Below are 21,718 nucleotides of genomic sequence, written 5' to 3' on the forward strand. Positions count from 1 at the left end.
AGATGAGTATTCCCACCTCCTTGAGAGGGTAAGGCTCCCAGTAGACGACTGGGTTGATAGGCCGGATGTGGAAGCCCTGTAAGGGGTGGAGCTGACCGGTACTAATAGGCCGAGGGCTTGTCCTCAGTTGCTCGCGTCCACTGTGTTGTTCTGAAACAACGACCCCACACCAAGGTCACGGTGTGGTGCGGTTGACAGTTTCATAGTGTTTCGGTGGTCATAGCGTGAGGGAAACGCCCGGTTACATTCCGAACCCGGAAGCTAAGCCTTACAGCGCCGATGGTACTGCAGGGGGGACCCTGTGGGAGAGTAGGACGCCGCCGAACAATCATTCAGGGAAAGCCCCTGGCCAGCAATGGCCAGGGGCTTTTTCGCGTTTCCCGTCCGTCACCGACCGGTCCGTGGGGCCAGCGGGTCGGTGACGCCGCCGGGGCAGGCGCGACGCTCCAGATCCCAGCCGGCGAGGTCTGCCGCCGAGCGGTACACGGAGTCGTAGAAGCCGAGGACGGTGCCTCGGGGGTCCGCGCTGCCGCGGACCTCCTCGTAGTCGAGGATGGCGAGGTGGCTGCCGCGCTGTTCGACCCAGCGTGCTGCCACGGGCTGTAGCGGGCGGTCGGCCAGGCCGGCGGGTTCCGGCGCGGCGTAGGAGTAGAAGGTCGGTCGGGGGACCTTCTCGTCGCCGAACCAGAAGCCGGAGCTGATGACCTCGCGCGAGTAGGCCTCGCGGGTCACCGGGTCGACTCCCGCGCCCAGATCGATGACGCGGTCGGAGAACCGGGTGACCGCGATGTCGAAGGTGTGCCAGAAGTGGTGCACCGGGCTGATCTTTCCTTCGAAGCCGGCGGAGAACTCCTCCAGCACCAGGTTGACCTGGCTGAGCACCTGCCAGTACCGGTTCACCCAGAACGGATCGTAGGAGGCGTGTTCCGTGTCGTCGGCGAACGGCCGGCCGGCGTCGGGTAGGTCGAACGGGTGGGGGCGCGCGATGGTCACCGTCGCGCCGATGGCGCCGGGGGCGTCGAGCGTGCTGCGGTAGAACGACGAGACGGACTGCCCGATGAGCGGGAACGAAACGCTCCGGCCGTCCAGTGAGGCGACGGTCAGCCGGTGGGCGACGAAGTCGAACTCGATGGTGAAGACCGGACCTCCGGCGGCCCCGCCCATCGGGCGGGTCGTGATGCCGCGCCCGGTGAGGTGGAACGGGACGTTCCACCAGTGGTTGCGCCGCACGCTGCCCGCCAGCCGGATCTTGCCGACGATCTGGGTGAACCGGTGCAGCGTCTCCTTGGAGTCCCGCCACTCCGACAGCGGAATCGGGGGAAACAGGTCCATGCCGAACCCCTACGTTCGTCGTGCTGCGGTGCACGGATTGCCGCGCGGCCGCAGAGTGGCCGCGGGTTCCGACGCTAGGCGGCCTTCGGCGCGCTCGCATCCGCAGCGGGTTCCGGGGTGTGGTCCCGTGGCGTCTGCCGCGAGCGGCTCGGCTCGGCGCGGCGGCTCCGTTCGTGGATCGTGGACGTCCGACCGGCCGGGCACCTGAGGTCGGGTGCCCGGCGGCGGGCAGTAGGGTGAGCCGGATGACGAGACACATCGCGTTCGAGCGCCTGCACAACTTCCGGGATCTGGGCGGTTATCAGGCCGCCGACGGCCGAACGGTGGCCTGGGGCAGGCTGTTTCGCTCCGACTCGCTGGCCAAGCTGCAGGGGGAGGACCTGGACCGGTTCCGCGCGCTGGGTATCCGGACCGTGATCGACCTCCGGTATCCCTGGGAGATCGAGCGCAGTGGCCGTGTTCCGCGGCAACTGGGGCTTGCCTACCACAATCTGAGTATCGAACACCGGCCGTACGACCAGGCGGGCCTGGATCCGGACGTCGACCCGGCGCGCTTCCTGGCCGAGAAGTACTCCGAGGTCGCCCACGACGGTGTCGAGGAGATCCGGGCCGGGCTGGAGCTGATCGCCGGGGACAGCGCTCCACTGGTCTTCCACTGCCACTCCGGCAAGGACCGCACCGGCCTGCTGGCGATGCTCGTCCTCGCCCTGGTCGGGGTGGACGAGGAGGACATCGTCGCGGACTTCGCGCTGACCGAGCTGGCCACCGAGCGCCTGGTCGCCGACTGGCACGCCAACTACCCCGACCGGACGCTGCGCTGGCCGGGATACGGCCGGGCCCCGGCCGAGCTGATGCGGCTCGTGCTGGCCGACCTGACCGCCCGCTACGGCTCGGTGCGCGGCTACGCCGCCGAGTGGCTCGGAGTGGACGGGGAACTGGTCGCGGCGCTGCGCGAGCGGCTGCTGGTGCCGACGGCTCGGTGACGCACGGGCCGGTGCGTCAGGAGTCCGACCGGCCCAGCATTCGGCGCAGCGGGCCTCGCCGGTGGCGCTCGCGCGACCGGCGGACCTTCACGTTCCCGCCGAGGAGTTGGCCGGTGAGAACGATGCGGTGGACGATCGGACCGTCCACCGGCCCGTCCTTCGTGGTGCGGTCGCGTGCGTTGCCGCCGTGGATCTCGATCTCGTCGAGGTCCACGGCGTAGCCCGCCGGCACGATCAGTCGCAGGTTGCCGCCGCGGACGAGCACGCTCACCTCGGTCACCGGGGTCGCGACGGTGGCGTGCGTGAAGTCGAGGACCACGTTGCCGCCGTGCACCTCCAGCTCCAGCCGCTTCGGCACGGCCCAGGCACCCTCGTAACGCACGTTGCCGCCAAGCCGCTTGACCTGCACGACCTCCTTCGGCGGCGCCGCCGGGGCGGGCGGGCCGGCGATCGGCCGGCCGGCCAGGGCCGCCGCACCGGGACCGGGCAGGTCGGCCAGCAGCGGCTCGAAGTCGGCGTAGGTACGGGCGGCGAGGGCCGCCTCCAGGCGCTCGTCGAGCTCCTCGAGGCTCAGCCGGCCGTCCCCGGCGGCGATCCGCAGCGCCTCGGCGACCTGTTCACGGTCTTCGTACGAGACCCGCAGCTCCTTGGGGTCCTTCGGTTCGGGGGAGATCGGCAGGCTCATGCTCGGCACCATAATCCATGCGCGCCGCACCGGTCACACCGGAACGCTGCCCTGGACCGTCACGGGCCGTCAGGGGAACGGGTGCGGGTGCAGGCGCAGCTCTTCGGGGCGCAGCGGGCGGGCGGTGCGGCCCAGCCGGTGCGGCACGGTCAGCAGCCGGGGCAGGCCGCGGGTGCGGTGGTGGACGTGGCCGAAGGTCATCGGCAGGCTGCCGGGAACGATCACCTTCGCGCAGTGCAGCCCGAGCCGCTCGCGCAGGCCGGCCTCGTCCTGGTTGACCACGATCACCTCCAGGCCGAGGCCCGCCAGCCGCCGCACGGTCCGCTCCAGCAGGGCGGCGAGGTCGGTGACCGGCTCGGCCGGCCGGGCGGTCAGCCCGGAGCGCGGGGTGTCGGCGAACAGGAAGTCCAGCCGGGACTGTGCCTGTGGCAGGCCGTTGAGACCGGTGTGGTCGTCCAGCGACCGGACCAGCTCCGGCCGGGCCAGCATCGGCAGCAGACGCCCGGGGTCGAGCGGCCGGTCGGTGGAGTGCAGCCGCTGGATCGCCTCGTGGACGTTGGTCACCACCTCCGCCACCGCCGAGCGGATCGCGGCGCGCGGGTCGTGGTGCGCGCCGGCGGCCAGCAGGGTGCGGGGCAGCAGCGGGTGCTCGCCGCGCAGCCGGCAGAGCGCCAGCACGGCCGGGATGCCGAGGTCGTTGGTGGCGTCCAGCAGTCTGAGCCGGTAGCCGGCCAGCTCGGCGCGGTCGGCCAGGCGGCCGACCTCGGGATCGTCGGTGGGCAGCGGGAGCCAGGGCAGTGGGGTCGCCGCGTACCAGGCCATCAGAAAGGCGTCGCGCTCGGCGACCTCGAACAGGCCGTAGAGGGCCGCCTCCTGGGGGCTGTTGCCGAGCCCGCAGCCGTTCGAGGACTCGTAGACCACCCGGGGCCGGTCGGGCGTCGGGGGTAGGTCCCAGTAGGCGACGTGTTCGGGGACGGCCAGCGACCGGCGCCGGGTGAGCGACCAGCCGTGCACCCAGTCGAGTTCGAGCCGGGGGTGGTAGGGGACGGTCGAGGAGGCGGGGTGCCCGTCGTAGCCGGGGTCGGGCAGGCCGAGCCGCTCGGGGTCCAGCGCGCGGCGGGCACCGAGTGCGGCGAAGCCGGACCGCAGCACGGTCCGGTGGCCGTACGGGCGCATCCCCAACAGCCGTTCCACACCCTCGAACAGGGCCACCCGCTCGCTGCCGTCGAAGTCGACGGCGCGTCCGTGGCCCGCCGCGCCGTCCTGTCGGCTGTCGCTGAGCAGCGCGCTGGTGATCGCGCCCGCCGAGCCCTCCGCGCGCACCAGCCGGCGGACCGGGCCGAACCGCTCGTCGTGCAGGACGGCGCGCAACTCGGCCTGGGTGGTACGGGAGTTGGGCTCGCGCAGCACGGCCGGGTCGGCGAGCGGGCGCGAGCCGGTGGGCAGCCGGGCCGCGCGGGCGGTGTCCGGCGGCAGCGGCCGGCAGACCGGGCAGCCGCCGATCGGGCGGACCTGGTGACTGGACCAGGTTGCGCGACCGGTGTGCAGGACGTACACCGTGGCTGTGGCGGCCGGGTCCGGGGCGGCGGGGAATTGGGCGGCGGAGGGTGGGGTGCCCGGGTCGGTGGCGAGTAGGTCGGCGGCCAGCAGGGCCAGCGGCTCCAGCAGGGCCGGGGGCGCGACGCCGGCGAGCGCGAGCCGCGGGCTCTGGAGCGGTACCCGGCCGCCGGTGGTGGCCAGGCGCTGGTACTCGGTGCAGCACAGACAGGCCGCCGCGCCCGGTCGCAGCACGGGGCCGAGCACGGCGAGGGCGCCGTCCAGCCGTAGCGGGAGCAGCCGCACCGGGTGGCGCAGGGCGTATCGGCTCAGTTCCTCGGCAGTGCCGAGCGTCCAGTCCGTCAGCAGCACGACGGCCGGGCCGCTCTCGATGTCAGCTCCGGTGTCGGTGTTGGTGCGCACGGCGGTGGCCGGGTCGAGCAGCGGCAGGCCGAGCTCCGCGAGGTCGGCGGCCAGCTGCTCGGCGAAGGTGTGCTGCGCGGGCTGGAGTTGGGGCGGCGCGGTCATCGGTGGGCTCCGGCGGTGGCGGCGGGGGCGGTGTGCAGCACCGTGAAGCCGCAGGCGGCCAGCGCTGTCGCGGTCTGCTGCGGGTGTGCGGGTGACGGTTCGGGTGCCTGCCAGGGCACGGTTCGCAGACCGGTCAGCTGCTCGAGTGCGCTCTGCAGGGCGGGTTCGCGGGTGGCCAGTGCGGCGAGCCAGCTGGTGGTCCAGCCTGCGTGCTGCGGTCCGGTCAGCGGGGCCAAGGCGGTGGTGGTGAGCGTGGCGGTGGCGAGCGTGGCCGAGGCTCCGTTCGGCGCACTCTCCTGGCGCTCGGTCAGCGGGTCTGTCGCCGATGCCTGTCGGGCCAGCAGCTGTGCGGTTGCCGCGAGTGCGGCGAACGCGGCGGCGTCGGCCGTCGTCGCCTCTACCGCGGTGCCCAGCACGGTTCCGGTGGACCGGTCGCGGACGACGGCGAGGTGGACGGCCGGAGCGAGTTGGTGGAGGGAGAGGCGGGCTGGCACGCCGAGGCGGCGGGTGAGCGTGGTCCACCAGTACCGGGCCTGCGGGTGTGCCGCCCAGGCGGTGGCCGAGGCACTCGCGGCTGTGGTGGCTGTGGCGGCGGGCGGTGGCAGCGGGACTCGTCGCAGCAGCGCGGCGCGCAGTGCCCGGCCCCGGGCGTGCCCGGGATCGGCCCCCACGGTGGGCTGCTCGATGGGCGGGTCTGTGAGCGAGTTGGTGGGCTGCTCGGCGGCCAGCTGGAGTTCGGCGGCTCGGCAGACGGCCTCCAGTCGGGCCAGATCGGTGCGGACGGACCCGGTGACCAGCACCGCACCCGGCACGGGACAGCTGACCAGAGCGGCGGGCAACTGCGGCAGCCGCCCGGTCTGTGGCTGTTCGAGCACACCGAGGCGCTCGTCACCGAGCGCGGTCAGCCGCAGCAAGGCCTCGCTCAGGGTTCGTGGGGGCGCCGTGGCCGGTCGGTGCCCGGGCAGGGCCGCGCCGAGCCAGCTGTGGTACTCGGCGCGCGGGGGATTCGCATCGGCAACGAGTACGGCGGGCAGCTCGGCCGGGATCCGCTGGTCGTCGCCCTCGCGGGCGGGGTCCGGCAGCTCGGCGACGGCGCAGAGCAGGCGGTGGGCGGCGGCTGCGCCGAGCAGTGCGGCCAGGGCGAGCCTAGCGGTGGGCCGCGCCGGCGGGGCATCGGCGGCGGGTTCGGCTGCCGGCCGCAGGCGGCGGGTCAGCGCGGCGGCGTCGGCGCGGGCCTGTGCCGGGCTGCCGTGTGGGGTGACGAAGCCGGACGTGGGCCCGCTGGTCGGTCCTGCGTCGGCTGCGCCGCCGAAGCCCGCCGCGACCGCGAGCGTGCGGCCGTCGGCGGTCCGCGCGGTGAGCAGCAGCAAGCCGTCGGCGGGTTCGGCCGCCTCGACGCGGGGCGCCGGTCCGCTGCGGGCCAGCGCGCGGGCGGCAGCCCGGGCGAGCGGGCCGGGCGGGTCGGCGGCCCGCACCACCGGGTCGGCGCCCGCCAGCGCCGCTGCGGCCGTGACGGGCCGGTCCACGGTGGCGTCCAGCCAGCGTGCGGCGGCCGGTGCGCCGTCCGCCGGTGCGCGCAGCACGTCCGCCACCAGCAGTCCGTGCGCGTCGAGTTGGCCGATCACCGTGGTCAGCGCGGTCCGGAGCGGCGAGCCGGCGGGCGCCTGCCGGGCCAGGGCCGTGTGATCGCCGCTGCGCAGTGCCGGTGCCAGCGCGCGCCAGAGGGTCGGGAGCGCCGAGCTGCCCTCCAGCGTGACGGCGGTCCGCCGGCCGCGCAGGTGCAGGCCGTCGCGCAGCGGGGTGACGGCGACTCCGGGGCGCAGCCGCAGGCCGTCAACCGGGTCGTCAAGCTGGGCCGTGTCCGTGCCGTCCGGTGTCATGACGGCTGCTCCACCACGTCGATGACCTCCTGCACCTGCTCGCGCCAGTCCACGCCGGTGAGCGCCGGTACCGCGCGGACCACCAGGTAGGCGGCCAGGTAGCGCTCCAGCGGCAGGACGTCGCAGATCGCCAGCATCCGGTAGAGGACGTTGGTGCCCGCCCGGTAGGTGAGGTACGCCGGCTGGGAGAACATCCGGCCATCGGGGTCGGAGCGGCGCAGCAGCTGGTGGAACTCGCTGTAGCGGGTGCGCAGATCGGCGTCCCAGCGTTCCAGTACGGCCGGGTCGCCGGTGGCGGCGGCCCGGGTCCGGTACTCCAGCGGCGAGCCGTGCAGGTCGGCGCCGGCCGCCAGCCGGTCCGAGGTGAGCCGCCAAGCGCCGGCGGACCAGTGCGACCAGGTCTGCTCCCAGCCGCTGCCGCCTCCGCCGCCGACGCGTCCGACCAGGGCGGTGACCGAGTCGCCGGCGCGCTGCCAGCGGTCCTCGAAGGCGGCTCGCAGGCTGCCGTCCGGGTCCGCGTGCAGCAGGTGGTCCTCCAGGTGGGAGAGGAAGGACCAGTGGCCGCCGGCGACTCCACCGGGGAACGTGCCGGCATGCGCGGCGAGCGCGGTCACCGCGAGCCGGAGCCGGGCCTGCTGGCTGTCGCCGTGCTCGCCCAGGAAGCCGACGCCGGCCTCCAGCGCGGGCAGGCCGAGCCGCAGCAGGTCGTCGCGCAGGGCGGCGCCGTCGTCGCCGATCAGGGCCCGGAGCGGGCCGCGGTCGACGGGCTCGATCCGGACCGTGTTGTCGGCCACCAGCGGGCCGTAGGGCGGCGGGATCAGCTCGGCCCGGCCCGCCTCGGCTGCTTGGTCGAGCAGCTGATCATCGGTCAGTTCGTGGCGGGAGGGGTGGCGGCCGACCCAGTCGCGCAGTTCGCGCACGCCCTCGGCGGTGGCGTTGGCAGCGGCGGCCTCGGCGTCCGCTTGGGCGGGGCGGCCGTCGAGCCGAAGCCGCAGGTGCGGGCCGTGCAGCCAGTGCCGTTCGACGTGGACGGCGAGGCCCTGGGCCGCGTAGCGCCGGGCGAGCGGCAGGACGGCACCGCGCAGCAGCGGAGCCTTGACCGGGTCGCGGTAGTAGACGACCAGGTCACGCGCGCCCGCGTCACGGGCGTCGGCGGCGGCGCCCTGCGGACGGGTGGTGGGGTCGGTGACGGGATCTGTGACGGGATCTGTGACGGGATCGGGCACGGTGGTCGCCTCCTGGTCGTGTGGGGCCGTCGGGGTCAACTCGACTGCCCGGCACGGTACGTCTCCAGCACGAGCTCGACCGCCCGGCCGGCCCGGTCGCGTCCGCCCGGGGCGGGCAGCGCCTCCTCCAGCACCACGCCGGCCGGGTGGCGGGCGAACCAGCGGCCCAGGGCGTGCAGGTGCAGGGCGTTGCCGAGATCGACCAGCTGCGGTTTGGGCCGGCGCAGTTGGTTCAGGTAGTCCTCGGTCGGCCGACCGACCGGGACGGCCGCGGCCGGATGCAGGAAGAGCTGTTCGGGGAGGCCGAGCCGGGCGCGCCAGCGGGCGACGGCCGCCACTGGGATCGGACCGTCGACCGCCAGATCGGCGCGCAGCGCCTCGACGGTCCCGGCGGCCAGTGCCCAGCGGGCCCGGTGTAGCACCAGGTGCCGGTGGCGCAGTCGCGGGGTGCGGATGACCGGGCCACCCGGGGCGGCCGATCGGGTGGACGGTACGAGGGCGCGGAAGTCGACGACGCCCTCGGGGTGGTCGTTGAGGAACGGGCCGAGCCGGTGCGGCAGCATGATCGGGGCCAGGAAGCCGCTGTAGAGCACGTCGAGCAGCTCGCCGCTCCTGCTCAGTCGCACCCGGATCTGGTCGCTCGCCTCGTCGTGCACCAGCTCGACGTCGGCCTCCTCGATCCCGGCCCAGCGCCGGTCGGTCCCCAACTCGTCCGCGACCAGGCGTGGATGGAGGTTGGCGTTGAAGCCGCCGACCGGCCGGATCTGGACGGCTCGGGCGCCGGGCCCCAAGCCGCGGCGGAGCTGTTCGGCGACCGCTGCGGCGGCGGCCGGGTCGAGCGTCGCGAGGAACCGGCTGCTGAACCGGCCCCAGCCACCGTGCACATGGTTGACGCAGAGCAGCCCCGAGGCCGCGTCGCGCTGCGCGAAGTAGGCGTAGCTGGTGGGCCGTTGGAGCATCCAGGCGGGCAGCAGGGCGGCCGCCTCGGCAACCGTGCCGGCGGGGAGGACCAGCTCGTGCCTGGAGTCCGTCCCGGCCGTGTGGACGGTCGCCCGCAGCGTGGCCCAGAGTTCGGCCAACTCCCCGAGCCCGTAACGGTCTGCGGCCGGATCGCGGAAGCCGGTCGCGGCCAGGCGGCCGGTCTCCGCCCAGGCCTGCGCGAGCTGCGGGCCGAAGTCCCACGGGTGCGGGCAGCTGCCGCCGACGCCGTAGCGGGCCACGAAGAGCTCGCGCGCGATCCGGCGCATCGGGTGGGCGAGGTCGAACAGCTCGGTGAGCGCGTTGAGTTCGTGCAGTGCCTGGTGGTCGCCGCGGTCCAGGGCGCCGTCCAGGGGCAGCGGCTCGTCCGTCACCACGTCCTCGGTGAGGACGGCCAGCGGAGTGCCGGTCGGTGCCGGGCGCCCGGCGTCGGCCAGCAGCCCGGTCCAGTCGGCCGCCAGCCCGGCCAGCAGGGCCGGCCGCTGGGCCGCCTCGCAGGTCGCGAACGTCCCGGTGGTGCGGCCGACTTGGGCGATCCGGTCGGCCAGGGCGGCATCCTGTGGCCAGCGGCGCAGCCACCGCGCCAACTCGGCGAGTGGTTCGAGGTGCTGGGGATCCACCGGTTCGCCCGGCAGCAGCAGCCCGGTGCCGACCAGGCGCTCCAGGTAGGCGGCGAGCGCGGGGCGGCCGCCGGGCACGGTGAGCCGGCCGTCCAGCAGCCGGACCAGCTCGGCCGGCGAGTCTGCGGCGCGGCACTGCCGGGCGACGTGCTCCAGCGCGGCCGAAGCGGGCAGTGCGACCTCGTCCTCGGCCACCGCCAGCAGGCGTCCGCCGCTGAACACCGCGCGATCGCGCAGGTAGCCGGCTCGGCCGTCGGCGATCCGGGCGGTGCTGGTCATCCGGTGCGGCAGGGCGGCCCGCCGGCGCGGGGAGTCCAGCAGCGCGGCGGTGAGCTCGCTGACCAGGGTGCGGTTGGCTTGGACGGTCGAGCGCGGCGCGGCGGTGGCGGGCCAGCCGGCCTCGTGCCGCGCTCGACCGCCGTGCTCGCCCCTCTCACCGTCCGCCTCGCCGTCCGCCACCTCCGCCGGGTCGGGATCGGTCAGCGGGCCCCAGCCGACGGCGGTGAACCAGGAGAGCGGGCTGGTCTTGGTGCTCGCCCGCAGCGCGTAGCGCAGGACGGTCGGCTCCTCCTTGCGCGCCTTGCGGTCGGCCGTGCCGCTGCCGGCCCGCTCGATCGCGCGCAGCAGGTCGGCGCTGGTCAGCGCGACCGCGCGAGCGAGTGCGGGCTGCCGGCAGAGCTCGGCGAGCGCCTCGCGTTCGGCGGTCAGCGCGGCATCGGCCGTCTCGGCGGTGCGCGCCAGCAGGGCCTCGCGCCGGGACCGCAGGTCGAGCCAGGCGGCGACGGTAGGGACCCGTTCGGGCAGGTCGCCGAGCCGGGCGAGCAGCGCCGGGCGCACCTGGCGCCCGTTGTGCAGCGCGCGGCGCAGCGGCAGCACGACCTCGCGGTGGAAGGCCTCCGAATGGCCCTCGCGACTGGCGTAGAGTGCGTCGCCGAGCTCGGGCAGCAGGGCGGCGGTGCGCTCCTCGACGCCGACCAGGCGGGCCAGTTCGGAGCGGAAGGCGGCAGCCGACGGGTGCTGCGCCGGGTAGCGCAGCAGCGTCGCGCGGACCAGCGCGTACGGAGCGGAGTGGACGGTGTGGGTGTAGCGGTCGCCGGCCGTGGGCCCGGTGGGGTGCGGCATGGAGTTCCTTCCGGGTCCGGCCGGTCTGGTTGCGGCAGTGGGGTGCTAGCGGCGCGCGTGGTGGCGGCGGCAGTGGCAGCGGCCGTCACCACCGGCGCCAGGTCCGGGACCGCCCCCGGCTGGGGCGGTCCCGAACCCCTCCTCGTCATCGGATGAGTGACCTGCCGTCACTCATCCGATGGGGAAGCCGAGTCGGCCGACGTCACAGAGCCTGCGGGTGCGGGTACTCGGTGTTCGGCGGGATGCACGAGGACGATGCCATGCAGGAGCAGTTCTGCGTGGTCGCGCCGTTCTCCGGCAGGGCGACGGCGTCGCGCAGTGCGGTTACCGTCAGGTCGCTCAGATCGAGGTCCAGGTCGGTGAGGTCGAGGGCCTGGATCGCGGTGATGTCGGACATGGTGGTCTCCCTTGGTCGGGGACGGAGGCCGAGGGGTTGCCTCGGCACGGCCGAGCTGTCCGCGGAACAGCGTGGTGCGATGCATCCTCATGCTTGCTGGCGGTGAATCAGCTAACGTCCACCTCAGCTGATATCGAATGTACCGCCGCGCCGGTGGCGACCAAGTGCCGTCGGCCCGCGCCGGCGCACTCTGCGAGGTCGTCGGAGCCGCCGCCGACTGGCCGGTCGGGCGGGGCGCGAAGCGAGGTCGCAGGTCACGCCGGGTGCGAACGCGCGAATGGCGGCCTCCGGTGCCAGGGCACCGGAGGCCGCCATCAGTGGGGCCGGTTGTCAGAGAGCGTCAGCTGAGGTGTCGATATCCCCTGCCGGTCGGTCCTATTCGGCCGACGCCGGGTCGGTCGTCACCCGGTCCGGGCCCTGCGCGCGGAGGCGGCGCACCGTCTCCAGCGAGTCGCGCAGCTCGGTCAGCCAGCTGTCGGAGTGCTGCTGCACCAGGCGCACGCACCAGGCCAGTGCCTCGCTGCGGCTGCGCGCGACGCCGGCCTCGACCAGGGTGTCGAGCACCTGGCGCTCGGGCTGGCGGAGGCGGGTCATCACGGGTGCGGAGACGTTCGTGTAGAGCGCCCGGACGCCGTCGCACTCGACGCCCCAGGACACCTTGCGGTCGTAGCGGTGCTCGGCCTCGCGGGCGACGGCGATCCGGGCGTCCCGGGTCCGCTCGCGGAACTCCGAGATCCGGCCTTCGACGGCCGCGCCGCGCTCGGCCTCGGAGGTCTTCTCGCCGAACTCGGGGGCCGGGATCCGGCCGATGACGGTGATCTCCTCGCGGTCGACCGACACCTCGACGAGCTCGGTGAACAGGTCCTCCGGGAGACGGCCGGTGAACCAGCCTCGGACTGCTTCCCGCTCCTCTGATGTAATCATGTAATCAGCATTACTCGATCGCTCGCCAAAGGCAAGTGCCGACGCCGGGTGTGATCGGGTTCCGGGCAATCCGTTCGTCCGAGCGCTCCGAAGCAGGGGAAGGAGCGAGCACCACCGGCCTGCGCTCGCGGCGCGGCCGGGGCGGATCGGAGGGTTGCCGTGGCGGAGTCGGAGCCGGAGTCGGTGTCGGGCGCGGCGCCGGAGTCGAGTGCGGCGACGGCCGCAGCCACGGCCGGGACCGCAGTCCGGGCCGGGACGGCGAGCAGGGCGCTGTCCGGCCCGTGGGGCGCGGAGCTCTACGAGACCCGGATCACCCATCTGCGGACCGCGCCCCTGCGGCACCGCTTCCAGCACCGCACCTACCTCTGGCTGGTCGACCTCGACGAACTGCCGCTGCTGCCCGGCCTGCTGCGCCCACTGGCCCGGTTCCGGGCGGCCGACCACCAAGCGGCCCCGGGGCTGACGCTCCGGCAGGACATCGACCGCTTCCTGGCCGAGGCCGGTGTCGAGCCGGTCGCCGGCCGGGTGCTGATGCTCGCCCAGGCCCGCTCGCTCGGTCACGTCTTCAACCCGCTCACCGTCTACTGGTGCCACGACCGCGCGGGCCTGCTCGTCTGCACGGTCGCCGAGGTGCACAACACCTACGGCGGGCAGCACCGCTACCTGCTCCACCCGGACCGGCACGGCCGGGCGACGGTGCCGAAGGAGTTCTACGTCTCCCCGTTCTTCCCGGTGGACGGCCGCTACCGGATGACGCTGCCCGAGCCGGGCGAGCGGCTGGCGCTCGGGATCAGCCTGGAGCGGGCGGGCCGGACCGAGTTCACCGCCGCCGTGCACGGGCGGCGACTGCCGGCCGGTGCGTTCCAGCTGCTGCGGGCCGCCGTCCGGCACCCGTTCGCCACCTGGGCGGTCCCGCTGCACATCCGCCTCCAGGGGATCCGGCTGTGGCTGCGCGGCCTGCCGGTCGAGCCACGCAGTCCGGGCCGCAGTCCGGGCCGCCTTGCGGGCCGCCTTGCGGGCCGCCGCCGCCCGGGCCGGTGTCCGGAGCGCTGCCCGGGCCGGTCAGGGGAGGCCCGATGAGCGCCGCGTTCGGCGTCAACACGGTCGTCACGCTCGGCGTGGTGCTCGCCGTGCTGCTCGCCGCGTTCGCCGTCGGGCAGCGCAGCGGCCGGCACCGGGGCGTGGACGTGGCCTGGGGGCTGGCCTTCGTGGCGGTCGCGCTGACCGGCTACGGCCTGTCGGCCGGGCACGGCGATCCGCAGCGGCGGCTGCTGGTCACCGCGCTGGTCACCGTCTGGGGCGTGCGGCTGGCGGCCCACCTGTGGTGGCGGGCCCGCGGCCTGCCGGAGGACCCGCGGTACGCGAGGATGCTGGCCCGCAGACCGCCCGAGCAGCGGGCGCGGTACGCGCTGACCGTGATCTACCTGTCGCAGGCGGGCCTGGTCTGGTTCGTCTCGCTGCCCGTGCAGGCCGCGCAGTACCAGGCCCGCCCGCTCGGCGCGACGGCCTGGGCGGCCACCGCGCTGTGGGCGCTCGGCCTCGGTTTCGAGGCGGTCGGGGACTGGCAGCTGGCCCGGTTCAAGGCCGACCCGTCGAACCGCGGGCTGCTGCTGGAGAGCGGCCTGCGCCGCTACACGCGGCACCCCAACTACTTCGGCGACGCCTGCGTCTGGTGGGGCCTGTTCCTGCTCGTCGCCGACACGCCGAGCGGGTGGGCCTGGGTGCTCAGCCCGCTGCTGATGACGTATCTCCTGGTCCGTGGCAGCGGGAAGCCGATGCTGGAGCGCGAACTGTCCGCAGCGAAGCCCGGGTGGGCCGAGTACGCGCAGCGCACCAGCGGGTTCCTGCCGCTGCCGCCACGCCGCCGTCCGTCCCGCCGTCCGTCCCCCGAAAGGCACCCGAACCGCCGATGACCGTCGCCGTCGTCCTGTTCACCCAGGACCTCCGCCTGCACGACAACCCGGCGCTGCACGCCGCCCGCAGCAGCGCCGAGGCCGTGGTCCCGCTCTTCGTCCTCGACCCGGAGCTCGCAGCCACCGGCTTCGCGGTCCCGAACCGGCTGGCCTTCCTGGCCGACTGCCTGGCCGACCTGGACGCCTCGCTCGGGCGGATCGGCGCCCGGCTGGTGGTCCGGCGCGGTCCGAGCGTCGACACGGTCGCCGAACTGGTCGAGCGGACCGGCGCCGGCTCGGTGCACCTGGCCGCCGGGGCGAGCGGCTTCGCCCAGCGGCGGGAGGCGTCGCTGCGCGAGCGGCTCGGCGACCGGCTGGTGGTGCACGACGGCTCGCTCACCGTCGCGGCGCCCGGTGCGGTGACGCCGGCCGGCAAGGACCACTACGCCGTCTTCACGCCGTACTTCCGCGCCTGGCAACGGGCCGGGCACCGGGCGCCGCTGGCCGCGCCACGTGCGCTGCGGGTGCCGGACGGCCTGCGCGGCGAGCCGGTTCCCGAGGTCCGGCCTAGCTCGCCGGAGCTGCCGGCCGGCGGTGAGACGGTGGCGCGCAAGCTCTGGCGCTCGTTCGAACTGGATGGCTACGCGGACCTCCATGACGATCTGTCGGCTGACGCGACGTCACATCTCTCGCCCTACCTGCACTTCGGCTGCCTGTCGGCGACGGAGCTGGTCGCGCTGGCCGAACGGCACGGCGGCGCGGGTGCCGAGGCGTTCGTCCGGCAGCTGGCCTGGCGGGACTTCCACCACCAAGTGCTCGCGGCCGCACCGCGGGTGGCCTGGCAGGACTACCGCGGCAAGGGCGACCGCTGGGTGCGCGACGAGGAGGAGGCGCAGGCCTGGCGGGAGGGCCGGACGGGGTTCCCGATCGTGGACGCCGGGCTGCGCCAGCTCGCCCGGCAGGGGTGGATGCACAACCGGGCCCGGCTGCTGACCGCGAGCTTCCTGTGCAAGACGCTCTACCAGGACTGGCGGATCGGGGCCAGGCACTTCCTCTCCCTGCTGGTCGACGGGGACGTCGCGAACAACCAGCTGAACTGGCAGTGGGTGGCGGGGACCGGGACCGACACCCGGCCCAACCGGGTGCTCAACCCGCTGGTCCAGGCCGACCGCTTCGACCCGGACGGCGCGTACGTGCGGCGCTGGGTGCCGGAGTTGGCGCACCTGCCGGGGCGGAGCGTGCACCGGCCGTGGCTGCTCGCCGACCGGCCGCACTACCCGGCGCCGATCGTCGATCCGCAGGCGCTCTCGGCCCGGCTCCGGGCCGGGCGCGGGCTGGACTGACGCAGCCGCCATCCGCTCCGCGCCGCGCCGACCCCTTGAGCCGCGCGGGCGCTACTCCTCGATCGCGCCGCCGACCGTGCGCAGGTGCTCGCGGAAGGTCAGCTCCGGAGTCTCGCGCCGCGCCGCCAGGTACCCCTCGAAGCCGACCTGGCCACGCAGCGAGACGCCCGCGCGGATCCGCTCGGCCTGGCGGCGCTCGGTGTCGCGGATCCCCTCCGCGAGCGTGAGGAGCTCGGCGGCGCGGTCGGCCGGCAGGAAGAGCACGCCGTCCTCGTCGGCGAGCACCAGGTCCTGCCGATCGACCGTCCACTCGCCGATCGAGGCCCAGGTCAGCACGGAGTCAGGGCGCGGGTCGAGCCGCTGCGGGCCGGTCGGCAGCGCGCCGAGGCTGAACACCGGCAGGCCGATCGCCCGGATGTCGGCGGTGTCGCGGTGCAGGCCCCAGATCACCACGCCGGTCAGCCCGGCACCCTGGGCCTCCAGCACCACCAGGTCGCCGACGCACGCCTCGTCGAGCCGTCCGCCGTTGTCGACCACCAGCACGTCGCCGGCGGCGGCGGTCTCGAACGCCTCCAGGAAGACGTCGACGCTGCCCACGTGCCGGGCCGGCGCGACCCGGCCGGCCAGCCGGTTGCCCGGCCCGACGGCGCGCAGTCCGCTCGGCCCGCAGCGCACCGGGACGCCGGCGCGCAGGCACGCGTCCGCCAGATGCGCGGTGGTCAGGGTCTCGAACCGCTTGTGAAGCTCGTGCTGGTCCATCCTCGTGCGTCCTTCCGCCTTCGGTCTGCGCCGGTCTGCGCCGGTCGGCTCATTCTCCGCCAGGGCCTGTCGTCAGACCCCCTTCTGCTCGGCGACGCCATGCACGCACTCTCGCCGCACCGGGCACAGACCCAAGTACGACCCAGTACGAGGGCCCATGCCCGGCACGCCGAGAGCACGCACCTGACGCCGCCAAGCCGCCCTGCGGGCGACGAAGGGGGTCTGACGACAGGCCCCGGGCGCCGCCGCGGGGAGTGGGGATCGCTGAGGCGGCCGCACTTGTCTGACAAGTGATCTACCAGCCGGTAGCCTGGCCGGGACGACCAGGAGTCTTTCCGCGTGGAGGAGGGGAACTCGACGATGACGGGCGAGCCCGGCCGGCAGCGGCCGGTGGTGGCGCTCTACGAGCGGCTGATCGAGGCGATCCAGCGGGGCGTCTACCCGCCCGGTTCACAACTGCCGTCCGAGCCGAGGCTGGCCGCCGACCTCGGGGTGAGCCGGCCCGCGCTGCGCGAGGCGCTGATCCTGCTGCAGGAGGACGGCGTCATCGACGTGCGGCGCGGGGTCGGGCGCACGGTGCGCGAGCAGCCGCGGCAGCGCGGCTTCGAGCGGCTGCTGCCGATGGAGGAGTTGCTCGGCGCCGGGCAGCCGGCCCGGACGGTGCCGGTGCGCCGGGTGCGGGAGGCGCCGACCGAGTTCTCGCTGGCCCGGCTGCTGCTGCCGGTCGACGGCCGGGCCTGGTTCTGGGAGAGCCTGATCGAGCTGGACGGCCTGCCGGTCTGCCTCGCCCAGGAGTGGTCGGCGGCCGACCGCACGCTCGACGCGGCGGTGCCGGGGCTGGCCGAGGCCGTGGCGGGGGCGCGGGAGGCGAGCCGGAGCATGCTGCACACCGTGCTGCGGCACGGCCGTGGCCTGCGGCTGCGCAGCGCGAGCACGGTCGCGGCCAGCATCCTGGGCGAGCAGCGCGGTGAGCAGTTCGAGCGGCCGGCCGACACGCCCGCGATCCTGATCACGCAGACCGTGCGGGCCGGCCGGGTGCCGCTGCTGGCCGCGAAGCACCTGCTCCCGGTGGGGGCGCCCGCGCTGCCGCTCTGGCAGAGCACCTGAGCGGGCGTCGGGGCGGGCACCCGAGCGGGCACCTGAGCAGCACCTGAGCGGAACCTGAGCGGGCGCCCGAGTGGCAGCGCGGCGGAGCAGTTGACGCTCGGCGACTTGTCAGACATCATCTGCGGGTCAACGCAGTCCTCCCCGCTCGTCCCTGACCCGCTTCCAGGGCGAGGAGGGCAGTCGGGGCCGAGTCATCCCCCGACCCCGGCCCCTGGCCGGCACCGGCGTCGCCGCGGATCCGAGTGGTCCGTGCCCGTCGTCTGCCGAGAGTGCCTTGCGCACACCCCCGGGGAGCACCGCTCGTCAACGGCGCCGACGGAGCTCCCCGGATACAACTCCCACTGCGCCGACCGCGCCGCGGCTCAGCTGCCGCAGATCCCGCGGCTGTAGTCGAAGGTCGCGGCGGCCTGCGAGTACTGCCACTCGGGGGCCAGCAGGTTGGCGTCCAACTGCCCGGCGGCGGTGGGGTCTTCGACGATGTAGCCGAAGTCCTGCAGGTAGGCCGGGTAGAGGTTCTTGGAGCCGATGAAGAAGGCCGAGCCGTCCACCGAGACCAGCTTGTGGTGCAGCGCGTACGGGTGGCCGTCCGCCCAGGTGGGGCTGGCGGCGGCGCGGAAGGACGCGAGCTGGAGGTTCTGGCACATCGCCGTGTGCGCGGCCGCGCTGCTGCCGGTGACGGCGGTCAGGTGGTTCAGCAGCGTGTCGCTGACCTCCGAGAGCGACTTGATCTGCGAGTAGCCGCCACTGCCGACCGCGCCCCGGTTGGCCGGGTCGCTGACCACGATCCGCACCTTGACGCCGGCGGCGAGCTTCGCGGCGAGCGTGTCGTAGAGCCGCACGTCGTAGCGCGGCAGCGGCGGGCAGGTGCCGTTGAGGTCCTGCTGGGAGATCTCGATGTGGCTGGTCGCACTCGCGACCAGGGTGCGCAGCGCGCTCTCCTCCGGGTTCACGGTGGCGTAGTCGCGGTCGCCGTTGGTGTTGTCGTGCAGGTTGACCGGCCCGCAGCTGGTGTCGGCGGCGGTGGTGGGCGTGAACTGGTAGCTGGAGGACGGGTCGGAGTCCTGGATCCCGACGCCGAGGCCGCCGATCGCGAGCACCGGGATGCCCCCGGTCGCCGCGGCGGGCGCGGGGTTGACGTCCTGCTCCAGCGTCGGCTGGCAGGACGCGCCGTTGGAGGAGGCGAACCAGGCCGCGGAGAAGACGCCGGTGTGCCCGCAGGTCCAGCTCCACAGCGTGTCCAGGTAGTGGCCGGCCGAGCTCGCGGCCGGACCGGTCAGCGCGAGGTCGACGTCCGAGACCGGGTGGGTGGTGTCGAGGTAGTCGGCCTTCCAGTTGTTGATGCCGCCGGTGATCACGCTCTGGCCGTCGACCACCAGCAGCTTGGAGTGGTTCCAGGAGAACGAGGTCTTGGCGGTGGTCATCGAGGCGATGTTCAGCGTGACGCTGCCCGCCGCGTCGCCGAGCTTGCCGACCAGCTCGTCGCGGTAGGAGGTGGGCAGCGAGGTGATGTTGTAGAGCGGGGCGGCGCCGACCAGGATCCGCACCTGGAGCTTGTTCCCGTTCGCCACCGAGGCCTTCAGGCCGGCCACGATCGCGTCCTCGAAGCCGCCGTTCGGGAACGGGGCGAGGGTGGAGATGTCGACCGTGCGGGTCGCCTTGGCGATGTTGTCGGTCATCTTCGCCAGCAGCTGCTGGGTGCCGGGCCGGTTGGTGCAGCTCGGGTCGCCCCAGCAGGCGGGCGTCTGGAGCAGCCAGCCGGCGGGGTTGTCGGCCGGTGCGTCGAGCGCGTTGCCGGCGGTGCGCTGCCAGACGGTCCCCTCCAGGCCGGGGGAGACCTGCCGCAGCGTCTGCTCGACGGCGTCCAGGTGCGGGGTGGCGCTGCCCTGGACGCCGCCGGCGCCGCTGCCCGCGGTGGCGGGCGCGGTGGGTATCGCGGGCGCGTCGGCGAGTGCCGGGGTGGCCGACAGGGCCGAGAGGACGGTGGTGGCCAGAGCGAGGCGCGTGAGCCGGCCGAAACGCGCGGACTGCTGGCGGGGGGACTGCTGACGGAACAAGAGGAAGTCCTTTGGAGAGTTGGCGGTCTGTTCATCCGCTCAACTCTTAAAACTACCTTACAGTAACTTGCCGTTCCGTCAGATGTGCATCACAGAACCGTCATAGCACCGTCAAAGATCCGTCAGACCTCCCCAGTAGTCAGACCTCTCCGAGCAGGCCACGGGCGCGGAGCACCGGTCGCACCCCCTCGCCGAACCAGTACGCCTCCTCCAGGTGCGGGTAGCCGGAGAGCACGAAGTGGTCGATCCCCAGCGCGTGGTACTCCTCGATCAGGTCGGCCACCTCCTCGTGGCTGCCGACGAGTGCGGTGCCGGCCCCACCCCGGACCAGGCCGACGCCGGCCCAGAGGTTCGGGTAGATCTCCAGCTTCTCGCGCGAGCCCTGGTGCAGCGCGAGCATCCGCTGCTGGCCGACCGACTCGCTGCGCCCCAGCAGTTGCTGGGCCTGGGCGATCTCCGCCTCGCCGATGTCGTCCAGCAGCCGGTCGGCCTCCCGCCAGGCGTGCCGGGAGGAGTCGCGCGAGAGGGTGTGCAGCCGGATGCCGAACGCGACCTCGCGGCCCTCGGCCTCGGCGAGTCCGCGGATCCAGTCGATCTTCTCCTTGACCTGGGCGGGCGGCTCGCCCCAGGTCAGGTAGACGTCGGCGTGCCGGGCGGCGACCGGCCCGGCGGCGGCCGAGGATCCGCCGAAGAAGATCGGCGGCGCCGGCGCCGGCGGGACCGGCACATGGGCCCCGGTCACCCGGTAGTGCGCGCCCTCGAAGTCGAACGGTGTGCCGGTCCAGGCGCCGCGGACCACGGTCAGGAACTCGTCGGTGCGGGCGTACCGGCTGTCATGGTCGAGGTGGTCGCCGAACCGGGCCTGCTCGGTCGAGTCGCCGCCGGTCACCACGTTCAGCAGCAGCCGCCCGCCGGAGGCGCGTTGATAGGTCGCGGCCATCTGGGCCGCCAGCGTCGGCGAGATCACGCCGGGCCGGAAGGCCACCAGGAACTTCAGCCGCTCGGTCTCCCGGGCGAGGAACGCGGTGGTCAGCCAGGCGTCCTCGCACCACGTGCCGGTCGGGGTGAGCACCGCCTCGAAGCCCAGCCGGTCGGCGGCCTGGGCGATCTGGGTCAGGTACTCGATGTCGGGGCGGCGGACGGTGGCGGCGGCGCGGCCCGGCGCCGCGCTCGCGGCCCGGTCGGCCAGGTTGCTCGCGTAGGCGTGGCGGTCGACCAGGCCGCGGCCGTCGCCGCCGGTCGGCAGGAACCAGTGCAGGTGCACGTTCATCGGTGGGGTTCTCCCGGGTCAAGAGGTGGTCGGCAGCGGTGTGGTGGAGGCGGGCAGGCCGTCGTTGAAGCGGCGGTCGGTGAAGGTGGCGAAGTCGAACGAGCCCGGGATCAGCTTCTGGGCGGCGAACGCGTCGGCGATCTGCTGCTCGGACCGGACGGCGTTGTCGTCCAGGGCGACCGCGAAGGCCGTCGCCTGGGTGCGCTTCACCGAGATCAGCGCGATGTCGGACGGGATCCCGGTCTGCTTGGACCACAGCTGCGCCCACTGCTCGGGATGCGCGGTCGCCCACTGCTGGGCGGCGCGCTGCCGCCTGAGGTAGTCGTCGATCAGCTTGCTGCGTGCGGGATCGGCGAGCGCTCGGTCGGAGGCGACGCTGAACGACAGGCCGGCCGTGACGCCCTGGCCGGTCGCGAGGACGCGTGCGCCGGACTTCTGGACGATCGCGGTGTACGGGTCCCAGATCGCCCAGGCGTCGATCTTGCCCGAGTTGAACGCGGCCAGCGCATCGGCCGGTTGGAGGTAGCTGAGGTGCACGTCGGACGGCGACAGACCGGCCTTCAGCAGCAGCGCGACGACGGTGTAGTGCGAGGCGCTGCCCTGGGCGACCGCGATCGTCCGGCCCTTGAGACCGGCGATGTCGGCCACCGGCGAGCCCTTGGGCACCAGCACCGCGTCGCCGACGCCGGACGAGCGGGCGGCGCCGACCACCTTCAGTGGGCGCTTGGCGGCGCCGGCGAAGACCGGTGGCGTGTCGCCGACCGCGCCGAGGTCCACCGAGCCGGCGCCGATCGCCTCCAGCATCGGCGGCCCGGAGCTGAAGGTGGACCAACTGATTCTGTAGGGAAGGTCCTTGGACTGGCCGGAGGCATCGAGCAGCGCCTGCGCGCCGGAGCCGGCCTGGTCGCCGACGTGCAGGGTCCGGGCATCGCTGTCGGTTCCGGCGCTGGTTCCGGAGCCTGCGGACTTCGCACCGGCGGAGCCGCAGCCGGCCAGCGCCGTGAGCAGCGCCGGTGCGAGGACGGCGGCGAGGACGCCGCGACGGGGGAGGGGCATGACGGGATCCGTTTCTGGCAAGGGAG

Annotated in this window: 17 protein-coding genes and 2 rRNA genes; 7 read left to right on the forward strand and 12 right to left on the reverse strand. The window is 74.1% G+C overall.

Features of this window, described 5'->3' with window-relative positions:
- Window positions 1-125: ribosomal RNA gene (locus AC060L_RS00005) — 23S ribosomal RNA — on the forward strand; the annotation flags it as partial.
- Between the two features lie 84 nt (window positions 126-209).
- A 5S ribosomal RNA gene (gene rrf / locus AC060L_RS00010) occupies window positions 210-326 on the forward strand.
- Window positions 327-387: 61 nt separating this feature from the next.
- On the opposite strand, the gene AC060L_RS00015 is transcribed toward rrf, so the two are convergent.
- A complete protein-coding gene (locus AC060L_RS00015) occupies window positions 388-1,332 on the reverse strand; it encodes a DUF5996 family protein (RefSeq protein ID WP_483795956.1) in 945 nt (314 codons plus the stop codon).
- A 245-nt stretch (window positions 1,333-1,577) separates the two neighbouring features.
- Between AC060L_RS00015 and AC060L_RS00020 the strand changes: the two genes are divergently transcribed.
- A complete protein-coding gene (locus AC060L_RS00020; protein WP_483795957.1) occupies window positions 1,578-2,315 on the forward strand; it encodes a tyrosine-protein phosphatase in 738 nt (245 codons plus the stop codon).
- A gap of 16 nt (window positions 2,316-2,331) precedes the next feature.
- Here AC060L_RS00020 and AC060L_RS00025 read toward each other — a convergent pair whose 3' ends face one another.
- From AC060L_RS00025 to AC060L_RS00055, 7 genes are all read right to left on the reverse strand, one after another.
- Window positions 2,332-3,000: a DUF1707 SHOCT-like domain-containing protein gene (locus AC060L_RS00025; protein WP_483795959.1), complete on the reverse strand. Its 669-nt coding sequence runs from the start codon at window positions 2,998-3,000 to the stop codon at window positions 2,332-2,334.
- Window positions 3,001-3,069: 69 nt separating this feature from the next.
- Window positions 3,070-5,064: a TOMM precursor leader peptide-binding protein gene (locus AC060L_RS00030; protein WP_483795961.1), complete on the reverse strand. Its 1,995-nt coding sequence runs from the start codon at window positions 5,062-5,064 to the stop codon at window positions 3,070-3,072.
- Window positions 5,061-6,944: a hypothetical protein gene (locus tag AC060L_RS00035; RefSeq protein WP_483795962.1), complete on the reverse strand. Its 1,884-nt coding sequence runs from the start codon at window positions 6,942-6,944 to the stop codon at window positions 5,061-5,063. Before AC060L_RS00035 ends, AC060L_RS00030 begins: the two co-directional genes overlap by 4 nt.
- Window positions 6,941-8,170 carry a hypothetical protein gene (locus AC060L_RS00040; RefSeq protein WP_483795963.1) on the reverse strand — a complete coding sequence of 410 codons (1,230 nt, stop codon included), beginning with the start codon at window positions 8,168-8,170 and terminating at the stop codon, window positions 6,941-6,943. The genes AC060L_RS00035 and AC060L_RS00040 overlap by 4 nt, the downstream gene beginning before the upstream one ends.
- A 35-nt stretch (window positions 8,171-8,205) precedes the next feature.
- Window positions 8,206-10,890 carry a lantibiotic dehydratase gene (locus AC060L_RS00045; protein ID WP_483795964.1) on the reverse strand — a complete coding sequence of 895 codons (2,685 nt, stop codon included), beginning with the start codon at window positions 10,888-10,890 and terminating at the stop codon, window positions 8,206-8,208.
- A 202-nt stretch (window positions 10,891-11,092) separates the two neighbouring features.
- A complete protein-coding gene (locus AC060L_RS00050; protein ID WP_483795966.1) occupies window positions 11,093-11,287 on the reverse strand; it encodes a thiazolylpeptide-type bacteriocin in 195 nt (64 codons plus the stop codon).
- Window positions 11,288-11,662: 375 nt separating this feature from the next.
- Complete coding sequence (locus AC060L_RS00055; protein ID WP_483795968.1) at window positions 11,663-12,211, reverse strand: hypothetical protein; 549 nt, start codon at window positions 12,209-12,211, stop codon at window positions 11,663-11,665.
- A 270-nt stretch (window positions 12,212-12,481) separates the two neighbouring features.
- On the opposite strand from AC060L_RS00055, the gene AC060L_RS00060 reads away from it, so the two are divergent.
- Genes AC060L_RS00060 through AC060L_RS00070 form a run of 3 tightly spaced genes read left to right on the forward strand, consistent with a single transcriptional unit; the run spans window position 12,482 to window position 15,446 of the window.
- Window positions 12,482-13,291 (forward strand): DUF1365 domain-containing protein, encoded by an 810-nt coding sequence (locus tag AC060L_RS00060; RefSeq protein ID WP_483796591.1) that lies wholly within the window; start codon window positions 12,482-12,484, stop codon window positions 13,289-13,291.
- Window positions 13,288-14,124 (forward strand): DUF1295 domain-containing protein, encoded by an 837-nt coding sequence (locus AC060L_RS00065; protein WP_483795970.1) that lies wholly within the window; start codon window positions 13,288-13,290, stop codon window positions 14,122-14,124. Before AC060L_RS00060 ends, AC060L_RS00065 begins: the two co-directional genes overlap by 4 nt.
- Window positions 14,121-15,446 carry a cryptochrome/photolyase family protein gene (locus AC060L_RS00070; protein WP_483795972.1) on the forward strand — a complete coding sequence of 442 codons (1,326 nt, stop codon included), beginning with the start codon at window positions 14,121-14,123 and terminating at the stop codon, window positions 15,444-15,446. The genes AC060L_RS00065 and AC060L_RS00070 overlap by 4 nt, the downstream gene beginning before the upstream one ends.
- Window positions 15,447-15,497: 51 nt before the next feature.
- Here the strand turns inward: AC060L_RS00070 and AC060L_RS00075 are convergent, their stop codons facing one another.
- Complete coding sequence (locus tag AC060L_RS00075) at window positions 15,498-16,205, reverse strand: RraA family protein (protein ID WP_483795973.1); 708 nt, start codon at window positions 16,203-16,205, stop codon at window positions 15,498-15,500.
- 360 nt (window positions 16,206-16,565) lie between these two features.
- Between AC060L_RS00075 and AC060L_RS00080 the strand changes: the two genes are divergently transcribed.
- Window positions 16,566-17,312 carry a GntR family transcriptional regulator gene (locus tag AC060L_RS00080; RefSeq protein ID WP_483796592.1) on the forward strand — a complete coding sequence of 249 codons (747 nt, stop codon included), beginning with the start codon at window positions 16,566-16,568 and terminating at the stop codon, window positions 17,310-17,312.
- Window positions 17,313-17,674: 362 nt separating this feature from the next.
- Here the strand turns inward: AC060L_RS00080 and AC060L_RS00085 are convergent, their stop codons facing one another.
- The 3 genes from AC060L_RS00085 to AC060L_RS00095 all read right to left on the reverse strand — a co-directional run bounded on the left by AC060L_RS00085 (window position 17,675) and on the right by AC060L_RS00095 (window position 21,692).
- Window positions 17,675-19,366 carry a phospholipase D-like domain-containing protein gene (locus tag AC060L_RS00085; protein WP_483795975.1) on the reverse strand — a complete coding sequence of 564 codons (1,692 nt, stop codon included), beginning with the start codon at window positions 19,364-19,366 and terminating at the stop codon, window positions 17,675-17,677.
- Window positions 19,367-19,505: 139 nt separating this feature from the next.
- Window positions 19,506-20,636 carry an LLM class flavin-dependent oxidoreductase gene (locus tag AC060L_RS00090; RefSeq protein WP_483795976.1) on the reverse strand — a complete coding sequence of 377 codons (1,131 nt, stop codon included), beginning with the start codon at window positions 20,634-20,636 and terminating at the stop codon, window positions 19,506-19,508.
- A gap of 18 nt (window positions 20,637-20,654) precedes the next feature.
- Window positions 20,655-21,692: an ABC transporter substrate-binding protein gene (locus AC060L_RS00095; protein ID WP_483795978.1), complete on the reverse strand. Its 1,038-nt coding sequence runs from the start codon at window positions 21,690-21,692 to the stop codon at window positions 20,655-20,657.
- Window positions 21,693-21,718: the final 26 nt, after the last annotated feature.

Source organism: Kitasatospora sp. NEAU-69 (assembly GCF_057158765.1).